This window comes from Streptomyces sp. NPDC042371 (genome assembly GCF_056437465.1).
This window is the reverse complement of record NZ_JBWKAP010000005.1, coordinates 171,108-182,388: the sequence shown is the minus strand read 5'-3', so window position 1 is coordinate 182,388 and position 11,281 is coordinate 171,108. Positions and strand designations below refer to the sequence as shown.

Genomic DNA, 11,281 nt, shown 5'->3' with positions numbered 1-11,281 from the left:
GCATCACGGGCCGGTCCTCCCTTGGGCACAGGGGCAGGACCGGCCCCGTGTGGTACGGGTGCAAGGTGATAGAAAGGCTGACCTGAAAGCACCCTTTGGCGTGCCGAAAAATCAGTGAAGGGGGGAGCGCTGATGACTCAGCCGCCCAACCAGCCGTCGTCCGGCGGTTTCGGAGCACCGCAGGATCCAGGCCAGGCAGGTGCGCAGCAGCCACCCGGTCAGCCACCACAGCCACCGGGCCAGCCGCCGCAGCAGCCCCAGCCGGGATACGGCTACCCGCAGCAGCCCCAGCCGGGTTACGGCTATCCCCAGCAGCCGGGCCCGTACGGCCAGCCGACGCAGCAGGGCCCCTACGGCCAGCCGCAGCAGCCGGGCCCCTACGGCCAGCCCCAGCAGCCCGGCCCCTACGACCAGCCGACGCAGCCCGGTCCGTACGGCAACCAGCCGCAGTACGGATATCCGCAGGCGCCGACGCAGCCGCAGTTCCCCGGCCCCGGCACCCCGCCCGGCGGCGGCAACGGCAAGCGCAACAAGCTCGTGGTGATCGTCGCCGCGGCCGTGGCCGCGCTGCTCGTCGCGGGCGGTGTCACGTATGCCGTCGTCAGCGGTGACGACGGCGGCGAGAAGAAGCCCGAGGCGAAGAACAAGGACCCGAAGCCCACCGCCTCCGCCCCGGTCAACCCGGGCAACGGCAGCGGCGACGGCCACGAGGGCAAGGAGAACCTCAACGCGGGCCGCAAGGCCGGTGAGGCGAAGGTCCTCTGGTACAAGGAAGCGCCCAAGGTGCCCGGCTCCGGCGGCGACGCCCCGGGCATGTGGATCCAGGGCGACATCGTGGTCAAGGCCGCGTACAAGCAGCTCCTCGCCTACAACGTGCAGACCGGCAGGACCGCTTGGAAGGCCATCGAGTTCCCGGAGAAGATCTGCGCCGCGACCGAGACGGCCACCGATGACGGCAAGATCGTCGTCGCGTACAAGAGCGGCTCGCAGAGCGGCGCCGAGTGCAACCAGATGCAGGTCGTCGACCTGAAGACCGGTGACAAGGGCTGGGGCAAGCCGGTCAAGAACGAGGGGCTGTTCGACTCCTCCCTCTCCTCCAACCTGGAGCTCGTCGGCGACGTGCTGATGGTCGGCCGCGACCAGTCCGGCACGGCGCTGCGGATGAGCGACGGCAAGAAGCTCTACGTCGCGAAGAAGAAGGAAGAGGGCACCTGCTTCCCCAACGGCTTCGCCGGTGGCAAGAAGCTGATCATGGCCCTGTCCTGCGGCGCGAGCACGCCCACCGAGCACGACGAGCTCCAGCAGCTCGACCCGAAGACCGGGCGCGCCCTGTGGACCAAGAAGTTCCCCAAGGGCTGGCGGGTCGAGAAGGTCTACTCGGTCAGTCCCACGGTCGTCTACCTCACCAATGAGAGCAAGAAGAAGTGGAACGTCTCGGTGCTGAAGGAGAACAGCGACGAGACCCGTTCCGAGGTCATCACCGACGAGAACTACGCGCCGGAGTGCGACTCCGCGATCCTCGGCCGTGAGCTGGCGGGCTGCCTGGGCGTGACGACGGACGCCCAGTACCTCTACCTGCCGACCGACAAGAAGAGCGGCGCCAACGAGATCGTCGCGTTCAGTCTGGCCACCGGCAAGGAGGCCTGGCGGGTCAAGTCGCCGATGGACGAAACGATGCTTCCGCTGAAGCTTGAGGACGGCTCGCTGATCGCGTACGTCAAGCCGTCGTACGACTCCGGCGGCCGCGTGGTCTCCATCGCGACGTCCGGTTCGCACCAGCCCAAGACCCTTCTGCAGCACCCCAAGGGCACGTCGCGGATCGAGAGCGGCTTCTACTCGAAGGACGTCGACTACGTGGACGGTCGCTTCTACATCTCGACCACCAACATCATGCGCACGACCACGCAGGCGAAGCTGATGCTCGCCTACGGCAAGTGACGCGCCCCCACCCAGTCATTCGCTCGACCGCTCTCGTCCCAAGGAATTGACGACGTCATGACCCAGCCTCCCCAGCCACCCCAGCAGCCACCGAACGAGCCCCCGCAGGGCGGATTCGGCGCCCCGCAGGACCCTCCGCCCGTCGGCTTTGGCAAGGCCCCCGACCCGTCGTACGGCTACCCGCAGACGCCGCCGCCCGCGGCGCCCCCCGCGGCCCCGCCGACGCCCCCCGGCCAGCCCCCGCAGACCCCGCCCCCCGCGGCACCTCCGGCGCCCCCGGCCGGTCAGCCCAACTACGGCTACCCGCAGACGCCCCCGGCACCCCAGGCGCCGCAGGCCCCGCAGAGCTACGGCTACCCGACCCAGCCCGCCCAGCCGCAGTACCAGCAGGGCTACCAGCAGCAGGGGTACCCGCAGCAGTACCAGCAGCAGGGCTACCAGCAGCCGCCCACCATGCCGATGCAGCCGCAGCCCGGTGACTCCGGCTCCGGCGGTGGCGGCAAGAAGATCAGCAGCCAGACGACGATCATCATCGCGGCGGTCGCCGCGATCGCGCTGATCGTCGGCGGCGGTGTCTTCTACGCCTCGACGAAGGACGACGACTCCAAGAACACCGCGCAGGAGTCCGGCGGCAAGAACGGCAAGGGCGGCAAGGGCGAGAAGGGCAAGGAGGGCGGCAACGCCCTGCCCGAGCAGGGCCCGGCCAAGGAGAAGGCCCCCGCCGACGCCTCGGCCAAGGTGCTCATGCAGCTCCCGCAGCCCAAGGTCCCCAAGGACCAGATCTGGAACGCCACCGGATCCGCGCTCACCGATGACGTCTACGCCAAGGCGGGCGTCAACGAGCTGAACGGCTACGACCCGGACACCGGCAAGAAGAAGTGGACGATCCCGCTCTCCGGCATGGCCTGCGCGATGTCGCCCGAGGTCACCGATGACGGCATCGTCGCGATCGTCACCGAAGAGGCCAAGCGGAACAAGAAGGGCGACTACGAGGACTGCAGCAACGTCTCCGCGGTCGACCTGAAGTCCGGCAAGAAGCTGTGGACCGAGAGTGCCGAGACCAACGGCATGAAGGCGACGTTCAAGGAAGTCACCATCTCGGGCACCACGATCGCCGCGGGCGCGGGCACCTCCAGCGGCGGCGCCGCCTGGGACGTCACGGGCAAGTCCCTATGGGCGCCGAAGGTCGGCAAGTGCAAGGACGTCGGCTACGCCGGTGGCGACCAGCTGGTCGCGGTCCGCAAGTGCGGCACGTACGGCGACGAGACGCTGAAGGTCCAGCTCCTCGACCCGAAGACCGGCGACGACAAGTGGACGTACCCGATCGCCCCCGGCATCGACAACGCGAAGATCATCTCGACGAACCCGGTCGTCTTCGGCCAGGACACCACGAAGATCACGGCCTCCGGCGTAACGGACGTCTTCTCGCTGGGCAGCAACGGCAAGCTGCGCGCGAAGATCTCCCTGGAGGACGGGAAGTACGACCATGACTGCGGCGTGAACATGGTCAACGCCTGCAAGGCGATCGCGGTCGGCAACGACCGGCTCTACGTCCCGACGCGTCCGCACGACGGCAGCGGCGACAGCTACAACCGCACCAACGAGATCGTGTCCTTCTCGCTGGCCACCGGCAAGCCCACCAGCGACCGCGCGGACGCCGGTGAGAACGGCGAGATCTTCCCGATCCGCATGGACGGCGGCAACGTCCTCGCGTACAAGGCGCACAGCTACAAGCAGGGCGCCCAGGTCGTCTCGCTCGACGGCAAGACGATGAAGGAGACCAAGCTCCTGGAGACCCCGGGGACCGAGTCGGTCACCGAGGCGATCAGCGGCATGGTCCCCAAGTCGAACGAACTCCTCTACGGCAACGGGCACTTGTTCCTGGGCAAGAAGCTGCTCAGCAAGCCCTTCACGGAGGACGACAAGGAGTACGTGGCGATCGGCTTCCTGGCGAAGTAGCGCCGGAACCGTGTGCTCCGCGGCGCCATGAACGGCGGCGGGCGCCCCCTCGCGCAACGGGGGGCGGCCGCCGCCGTTCGCGTACCACCCGACCGTTCCCAACGCCCCCTGAATGGCTCGGATTTCGGCATTCCGTGCCGCTTCTGACCGGGAGGGGGCGCGTAACCTCGAACAAGCGTGTAGCTTCCGGGGGATGAAGGGTCGGGGGGCCCGCGGGGAACTGGGGGGTTGCTATGGGTGTGCGGCTCATGGTGGTCGACGATCACCGACTGCTCGCCGAGGCACTCGCCTCGGCACTGAAACTGCGCGGGCACCGGGTGCTCGCCGCCGCCGCGCCCGCCGCGGGCGCGGCGGAACTGGTCATCAGCAGGGCTCCGGAGGTCTGCCTCCTGGGGACGGCCACACCGGCCGAACCTGGCATGTTCGACCCGGTGGTGAAGATCAAGCGGGAGCGTCCGCAGGTGGCGGTCGTGGTGCTCGGCCCGGTGCCGAGCCCGCGCGGGATCGCCGCGGCCTTCGCCTCCGGCGCCTCCGGTTACGTACGCCATGACGAGCGCATAGAAGGAGTGGAGCGCGCCATCATGAAGGCGCGGGCCGGGGAGGCCGCCGTCGCGCCCCAGCTGCTGCAGGGTGCCTTCAGTGAACTGCTCAATCCGGCCGCGCAGCCCGACGACGAGGGCCAGCGGCTGCTGCAGATGCTCACGCCGCGCGAGGTCGAGGTGCTCGTGCGGGTCGCCGACGGCGAGGACACCCGGCTGATCGCCGCGGGGATGGGGATAGCCCCGAGCACCGCGCGCACGCATGTGCAGCGGGTGCTGATGAAGCTGGGCGTCGGGTCACGTCTTGAGGCGGCCGCCCTCGCCGCGCGCACGGGTCTCCTGGAGCGTGCCGAGCGGCCCGCGTCGGCCTATGCGCACCATGCGAACGCCGCAGGGGGCGCGGACATGACGACGGGGCCCGAGCCACCGCAGTGAGCCCGGACCCCGTCGCCGTTCGTCCGCGGGTCAGTCGTCCGCCGGTTCCTCGGCGGGCGTCACCGCCGGGCGCAGCCAGAGCCAGCCCAGGAAGAAGAGCCCGAGGGCGAGCATCGCGAGGCCCGTCCACAGGTTGATGTTGATGTCCTCGGCCTTCTTCAGGTCGGCGTCGGACGCGGTGATCCCGGCGATCGTCACGATGATTCCGTAGACGACGAACAGGCCGCCGATGATGCGCCGGATGTCGAAGAGGCGCGCGGCCGTCGCGGACTTGCGCTCCAGCTCGGAGACTTCGTTGTGCAGGTCGGAGTTGTGCTGGTCGGACATGTCTTCGGTCCTCCGATCGGTCTAGAGCGAGTACGGCAGGTAGCAGGCCGCGGCGAGCACGATGGCACCCCAGCCGAGCAGGGCGGGCTTGCGGTACCAGGCGTCGTCGCCCTCTTCCGCCCCGTCGTCCTCCAGGCCCGGCGAGGCCGTCCCGTAGACCAGTCCGGCCAGTTCGGCCTCGGGCTTGGGCGCGGTGAAGAGCGTGACGACGACCATCACGACGGCACCGGCGACGAAGCCGACGATCGCCGAGACGAAGTTGGCGCCCTGGTCGGTCGGGATGTCGATGACGCCCTGCTTGTAGATCCAGAAGTAGTTGACCATCGCGGCGGAGGTGCCCGCGAGCAGGCCCCACACGCCGGACTTCATCGAGGCCCGCTTCCAGAACATGCCGATGATGAAGACCACGAACATCGGGACGTTGAAGAAGGAGAAGAGGGTCTGCAGGTACCCCATGATGTTCGAGAACGAGGAGGCGATGAACGCCGTGCCGACCGAGGCGAGCACGCCGATCGCGGTGATCAGCCGTCCGAAGTTCAGGTAGTAGCCGTCCTCGCGGTCCTTGACCACGTACCGCGCCCAGATGTCGTACGTGAACACGGTGTTGAAGGACGAGACGTTCGCCGCCATGCCCGCCATGAAGGCGGCGAGCAGACCGGTGACCGCGATGCCGAGCACACCGTTGGGCAGCAACTCCTGCATCAGATACGGGATCGCGTCGTTGTACGTCAGATCGGAGCCCGCCGTGCCGATCTTCGGGACGAGGACGGCGGCGACCAGACCCGGGATCATCACCAGGAAGACGATGAAGATCTTCGGGAAGGCGGCGATCAGCGGGGTGCGCTGGGCGGCCGAGAGGTTCTTCGCGGAGAGCGCGCGCTGGACCTCGGCGAAGTTCGTCGTCCAGTAGCCGAAGGAGAGCACGAAGCCCAGGCCGAGGATGATCGTCAGCCAGTTGGCGCCGAGCGGGTTGGCGTCACCGATGCCGGTGCCGCCCCAGGCGGTCATGAAGTTCTCGCCGTGCTGCTTCTCGATCGAGCCGGTGAGCCCGTCCCAGCCGCCGACCTTCTTCAGGCCGATGACGCAGATCGGGATCAGCGCCGCGAGGATCACGAAGAACTGCAGGACCTCGTTGTAGATCGCCGAGGACAGGCCGCCGATCGTGATGTACGCGAGCACGAAGAGTCCGGCGACGACGATCGCCACCCACTGCGGCCAGCCGAGCAGCGCCTCGACGACGATCGAGAGGGCGTAGAGGTTCACGCCCGCGATGAGGATCGCCGCGAAGGCGAAGAGCGCCGAGCTGAGCACGTGCGCCGACTTGTCGAAGCGCTGGAGCAGGAACTCGGGGACGGAACGGACCTTGCTGCGGTAGTAGAACGGCATCATGACCAGGCCGAGGAAGACCATGGCCGGGATGGCGCCGATCCAGTACCAGTGGACGACCGCGACGCCGTACTGCGCGCCGGTCGCGGCCATGCCCAGGATCTCGGTGGCGCCCAGGTTCGCGGCGACGAAGGCGAGACCGGTGACCCAGGCGGGCAGCGAGCGGCCCGAGAGGAAGAAGTCGAGGCTCGTCTTCACGGAGCGCCGGGCGGCGAAGCCGATGCCGAGGACCACGGCGAAGTAGATCGCCAGGATCGCGTAGTCGAGGCCGTTGGTGGGCAGCCGAAGCCCCTCGGCCAGGGTTGTAGTGGGGGACTGCATGTGAACTCGCTTCGTTGCGCGAACGGATCAGACGGGAACCTACGCCCCTCGCTTCAATAACTGAACAGTTCTGTTGGTGTTCTTTGTTTGATTGTGATCGAGCTCTCCGGTGGAGACCGGGTGGAGACCAGAGCTCGCGGCACGCTCGCGGGCATTGACGGAGCTGTTGGCTTGTGGTTTGTTATGTTTGGTTCTGTTGGATGGGTGGTGAGGAGCCCCGGACGTGAAGAAGACCTCGACCCGTCTCGCCGACGGTCGTGAGCTCATCTACTACGACGTGCGCGACGACACCGTGCGCGACGCCGTCGACCGGCGCCCGCTCGGGCCCGTCTCGACGACGTCGGAAGTCCGCAAGGACCCCCTCCTGGGTGACTCCGTGGCCATCGCCTCGCACCGCCAGGGACGCACCTACCACCCGCCGGCCGACGAGTGCCCCCTGTGCCCCTCGGCCGGTGACCGGCTCAGCGAGATCCCCGACTCCTCGTACGACGTCGTGGTCTTCGAGAACCGCTTCCCCTCGCTCGCGGGCGACGCGGGCCGCTGCGAGGTCGTCTGCTTCACCTCCGACCACGCCGCGTCCTTCGCGGACCTCACCCCCGAGCGGGCCGCGCTCGTCCTGGAGGCCTGGACCGACCGGACCGCCGAGCTCTCCCACCTGCCCTCCGTGGCGCAGGTGTTCTGCTTCGAGAACCGCGGCGCCGAGATCGGCGTGACCCTCGGCCACCCGCACGGGCAGATCTACGCGTACCCCTTCGTCACCCCGCGCACGAACCTGATGCTCCGCTCGCTCGCCGAGTTCAAGGAGGCGTCGGGCGGCCAGAACCTGTTCGACGACGTCGTCGCCCGGGAGAGCGAGGGGGAGCGGGTCGTCCTTGAGGGCGAGCACTGGATCGCCTTCGTGCCGTACGCCGCGCACTGGCCCTACGAGGTGCACCTCTACCCCAAGCGCCGGGTGCCCGACCTGCTCGCGCTCGACGAGGCGGCACGCACGGAGTTTCCGCGGATCTATCTGGAACTCTTGAGGCGCTTCGACCGGATCTTCGGCGAATCGGCGGAGTCCGCATCGCAGGGCACCCCCTACATCGCCGCATGGCACCAGGCGCCCTTCGGGCCGCTGGAGGGACATGACGGGATCAACCGCGACGAATTCGCCCTCCATCTCGAACTTTTCACGATTCGCCGCACTTCGGGCAAGCTGAAGTTCCTCGCGGGTTCCGAATCCGGTATGAGCGTGTTCATCAACGACGTGCCGCCGGAAGCCGCGGCCCAGCGACTGCGAGAGGTAGCGAGTTCATGAGCGGTAAGTACCTGGTCACCGGTGGTGCGGGCTACGTCGGAAGTGTGGTGGCCCAGCATCTGCTCGAGGCCGGACACGAGGTGACGGTCCTCGACAACCTCTCGACCGGCTTCCGCGAAGGCGTCCCCGCGGGCGCCTCGTTCATCGAGGGCGACATCCGCGATGCCGCCAAGTGGCTGGACTCCTCCTTCGACGCCGTGCTGCACTTCGCCGCGTTCTCGCAGGTCGGCGAGTCCGTCGTGAAGCCCGAGAAGTACTGGGACAACAACGTCGGCGGCACCATGGCGCTGCTCGCCGCCATGCGCGACGCCGAGGTGCGCAGGCTCGTCTTCTCCTCGACGGCCGCGACGTACGGCGAGCCCGTGAACACCCCCATCACGGAGACCGACCCCACCGCGCCCACCTCGCCCTACGGCGCCTCCAAGCTCGCCGTCGACCACATGATCACCGGCGAGGCGGCCGCGCACGGCCTGGCCGCCGTCTCGCTGCGCTACTTCAACGTCGCGGGCGCGTACGGCGACTGCGGCGAGCGCCACGACCCCGAGTCGCACCTCATCCCGCTCGTCCTCCAGGTCGCGCAGGGCAGGCGCGAGGCGATCAGCGTCTTCGGCGACGACTACCCGACCCCCGACGGGACCTGCGTCCGCGACTACATCCACGTCGCCGACCTCGCGGAGGCGCACCTCCTCGCCGTCGCGGCCGCCACCCCCGGTGAGCACCTCATCTGCAACCTCGGCAACGGCAACGGCTTCTCCGTGCGCGAGGTCATCGAGACCGTCCGCCAGGTCACCGGGCACCCGATCCCCGAGGTCATGGCCCCGCGACGCGGCGGCGACCCGGCGGTCCTCGTCGCGTCCGCGGCCACCGCACGGGACCGGCTCGGCTGGAATCCGTCCCGCGCGGACCTCGCGGGCATCGTCGCCGACGCATGGGCGTTCGCCCAGCGCTGACCGGGATCAAGGGGTAACTGATGGACGTAGCGGGGAAGTTCGCCGAGCTGTACGGGTACGCGGCGGACGGGGTCTGGTCGGCCCCGGGCCGGGTCAACCTGATCGGCGAGTACACGGACTTCAACGAGGGCTTCGTGCTGCCGCTCGCGCTGCCGCACACCGCGGTGGCGGCGGTGGCGCGCCGCACCGACGGCGTCCTGCGGCTCCACTCGGCGGACATCGACGCGCCCGTCGCCGAACTGCGCGTCGACGAGCTGACGCCCCTTTCGAAGTACGGGCAGGGCGGCTGGGCCGCCTACCCCGCCGGTGTGGTGTGGGCGCTCAGGGACGCGGGCCACGACGTCTCCGGGGGCGCCGACATCCATCTCGCCTCCACCGTGCCGACCGGGGCGGGCCTGTCCTCGTCGGCGGCCCTTGAGGTCGTCACGGCACTCGCCATGAACGACCTGTACGGACTCGGCCTCGACCTGCCGCGCCTCGCGGTCCTGGCCCAGCGCGCCGAGAACGCCTTCGTCGGCGTGCCGTGCGGCGTGATGGACCAGATGGCCTCCGCGTGCGCCACGGAGGGCCACGCCCTGCACCTGGACTGCCGGGACCTGGCGATACGGCAGGTCCCCTTCGACCTCGCCGCCCACGGCCTGCGGCTGCTCGTCGTCGACACCCGGGTCAAGCACGAGCTGGGCGACGGGGCGTACGCGGAGCGGCGGGCCGGGTGCGAGGAGGGCGCGCGCATCCTGGGCGTCTCCCATCTGCGGGACGTGGCGTACGACCAACTCCCCGCGGCGCTCGACCGGCTGACGGACGAGAAGATCCGCCGGTACGTGCGCCACATCGTGTCGGACGACCACCGCGTCGAGCAGGTCATCGCCCTCCTGGACGCGGGTGACGTCCGCGCGACGGGACCCGTCCTCACCGAGGGCCACGCCTCGCTCCGCGACGACCTGCGCATCTCCTGCCCGGAGCTGGACCTGGTGGTGGGCTCAGCCAACGCGGCGGGCGCGCTCGGCGCCCGGATGACCGGCGGCGGCTTCGGCGGCTCGGCGGTCGTCCTGGTGGAGTCGGCGGACGAGGACACGGTGACGAAGTCGGTGCTCGAAGCCTTCGCCGCGGCGGGCTTCACGACGCCGCGGGTGTTTCCTGCGGAGGCGTCGGCGGGGGCGCGCCGGGAGGCCTGAGCGAGGCCTGTGGGCCGGGGAAAGTTTCTCGGAAAAGGTGCCGTGGACCGGTCACACTCCCGTGGCCGGTTCCGTCAGGGCAGTGAAAAGCCGCCGCCCGATGAGGAGCACCCGCCATGTCCACAACCTGTGCAGTCGTCACGCTGATCGCCGCCGCGATGGTGGGCTTCTCCGCCGTCTCCGTCTTCCTGCGCGCCGAGTGGGTGGTGCGGCCCATCGCCGACTACGGCATCCCGATGGCGTGGCTGCCCTGGCTCGGCGCCGCCAAGGCCGCGGGCGCCGCGGGTCTGGTCGCGGGCCTGTTCGTGCCGGTCGTCGGGGGCGTGGCGGGCGTCGCCCTGGTGGTGTACTTCGCCGGGGCCGTCGTCACCGTGGTGCGGGCGCGCTGGTACGCGCACATCCCGTTCCCGCTGATGTACGCGGCGCCGGTGGTCGGCGCGCTGGCCCTGGGGCTCGCCGCCTGAGACCCCGAAGGTCCTGGCAGCCTCAGCCCAGCCGCTTGGTGAGCGTGAACTCCTTGACGCCCTCGGGATAGTCGGGGATCACGCTCACCAGCTCGTACCCCTGGTTCCGGTAGAAGCCGGGAGCCTGGAAGTCCCACGTCTCCACACGGGAGTTGAGGCACCCCCGGTCCTCGCGGGCCACCCGCTCCGCCTCGGCCAGGAGGCGGGAGCCGAGGCCCGCGCCGCGGTGCCGGTCATCGACCCAGAGATGGTTCACGTGGAGCCAGCGGGCCCAGGTGTGCGCGGCGAGGCCCGCCGCGAGGCCGCCTCGCCCGTCCAACGCCCAGAGCGCCAGCGGTACTTCCTGGTCCTCGCGCGTCCCGCGCAGGGCGCTGAGCTCAGGTGACGCCGCCGTGTTCGTCTCGCTCAGCCGCGAGCGAAGCAGAGCGAGCCGCTCTTTGTCGACTCCCGTCTCAATGCGAAACATATGGCTCACCATAAACGCGCTGGC

10 protein-coding genes are annotated in these 11,281 nt (G+C 69.4%); 7 read left to right on the top strand and 3 right to left on the bottom strand.

The window, feature by feature from the left end:
* Nucleotides 1-132: 132 nt before the first annotated feature.
* The 3 genes from AC068B_RS16885 (at nt 133) to AC068B_RS16875 (ending at nt 4,871) form a co-directional block, all read left to right on the top strand.
* A complete protein-coding gene (locus AC068B_RS16885) occupies nt 133-1,938 on the top strand; it encodes an outer membrane protein assembly factor BamB family protein (protein WP_478672283.1) in 1,806 nt (601 codons plus the stop codon).
* Between the two features lie 57 nt (nt 1,939-1,995).
* Nucleotides 1,996-3,897: an outer membrane protein assembly factor BamB family protein gene (locus tag AC068B_RS16880; protein WP_478672282.1), complete on the top strand. Its 1,902-nt coding sequence runs from the start codon at nt 1,996-1,998 to the stop codon at nt 3,895-3,897.
* 233 nt (nt 3,898-4,130) lie between these two features.
* Nucleotides 4,131-4,871 (top strand): helix-turn-helix transcriptional regulator, encoded by a 741-nt coding sequence (locus AC068B_RS16875; protein ID WP_478672280.1) that lies wholly within the window; start codon nt 4,131-4,133, stop codon nt 4,869-4,871.
* Nucleotides 4,872-4,901: 30 nt separating this feature from the next.
* Here AC068B_RS16875 and AC068B_RS16870 read toward each other — a convergent pair whose 3' ends face one another.
* Complete coding sequence (locus AC068B_RS16870; protein ID WP_478672279.1) at nt 4,902-5,198, bottom strand: hypothetical protein; 297 nt, start codon at nt 5,196-5,198, stop codon at nt 4,902-4,904.
* Nucleotides 5,199-5,219: 21 nt separating this feature from the next.
* The gene (locus tag AC068B_RS16865; RefSeq protein ID WP_468563491.1) at nt 5,220-6,905 is read right to left on the bottom strand and encodes a sodium:solute symporter family protein; all 1,686 of its coding nucleotides are present in this window, start codon (nt 6,903-6,905) and stop codon (nt 5,220-5,222) included.
* Between the two features lie 223 nt (nt 6,906-7,128).
* Between AC068B_RS16865 and galT the strand changes: the two genes are divergently transcribed.
* The 4 genes from galT to AC068B_RS16845 all read left to right on the top strand — a co-directional run bounded on the left by galT (nt 7,129) and on the right by AC068B_RS16845 (nt 10,791).
* A complete protein-coding gene (gene galT / locus AC068B_RS16860) occupies nt 7,129-8,202 on the top strand; it encodes a galactose-1-phosphate uridylyltransferase (protein ID WP_478672278.1) in 1,074 nt (357 codons plus the stop codon).
* Nucleotides 8,199-9,152: a UDP-glucose 4-epimerase GalE gene (gene galE, locus AC068B_RS16855; RefSeq protein ID WP_478672276.1), complete on the top strand. Its 954-nt coding sequence runs from the start codon at nt 8,199-8,201 to the stop codon at nt 9,150-9,152. The genes galT and galE overlap by 4 nt, the downstream gene beginning before the upstream one ends.
* A 20-nt stretch (nt 9,153-9,172) precedes the next feature.
* Nucleotides 9,173-10,327, top strand: a complete 1,155-nt coding sequence (gene galK / locus AC068B_RS16850) for a galactokinase (RefSeq protein ID WP_478672275.1) — start codon at nt 9,173-9,175, stop codon at nt 10,325-10,327.
* Nucleotides 10,328-10,443: 116 nt separating this feature from the next.
* On the top strand, nt 10,444-10,791 hold the full coding sequence (locus AC068B_RS16845) for a DoxX family protein (protein ID WP_478672274.1): 348 nt from the start codon (nt 10,444-10,446) through the stop codon (nt 10,789-10,791).
* A gap of 22 nt (nt 10,792-10,813) precedes the next feature.
* On the opposite strand, the gene AC068B_RS16840 is transcribed toward AC068B_RS16845, so the two are convergent.
* Complete coding sequence (locus tag AC068B_RS16840) at nt 10,814-11,269, bottom strand: GNAT family N-acetyltransferase (protein ID WP_478672273.1); 456 nt, start codon at nt 11,267-11,269, stop codon at nt 10,814-10,816.
* Between the last annotated feature and the right edge of the window lie 12 nt (nt 11,270-11,281).

Coding starts and splice junctions, on each gene's coding strand:
- galK (WP_478672275.1), top strand. CDS start 9,173: ATGGACGTAGCGGGGAAGTTCGCCGAGCTGTACGGGTACGCGGCGGAC.
- AC068B_RS16885 (WP_478672283.1), top strand. CDS start 133: ATGACTCAGCCGCCCAACCAGCCGTCGTCCGGCGGTTTCGGAGCACCG.
- AC068B_RS16875 (WP_478672280.1), top strand. CDS start 4,131: ATGGGTGTGCGGCTCATGGTGGTCGACGATCACCGACTGCTCGCCGAG.
- AC068B_RS16880 (WP_478672282.1), top strand. CDS start 1,996: ATGACCCAGCCTCCCCAGCCACCCCAGCAGCCACCGAACGAGCCCCCG.
- AC068B_RS16840 (WP_478672273.1), bottom strand. CDS start 11,269: ATGGTGAGCCATATGTTTCGCATTGAGACGGGAGTCGACAAAGAGCGG.
- AC068B_RS16870 (WP_478672279.1), bottom strand. CDS start 5,198: ATGTCCGACCAGCACAACTCCGACCTGCACAACGAAGTCTCCGAGCTG.
- AC068B_RS16845 (WP_478672274.1), top strand. CDS start 10,444: ATGTCCACAACCTGTGCAGTCGTCACGCTGATCGCCGCCGCGATGGTG.
- AC068B_RS16865 (WP_468563491.1), bottom strand. CDS start 6,905: ATGCAGTCCCCCACTACAACCCTGGCCGAGGGGCTTCGGCTGCCCACC.
- galE (WP_478672276.1), top strand. CDS start 8,199: ATGAGCGGTAAGTACCTGGTCACCGGTGGTGCGGGCTACGTCGGAAGT.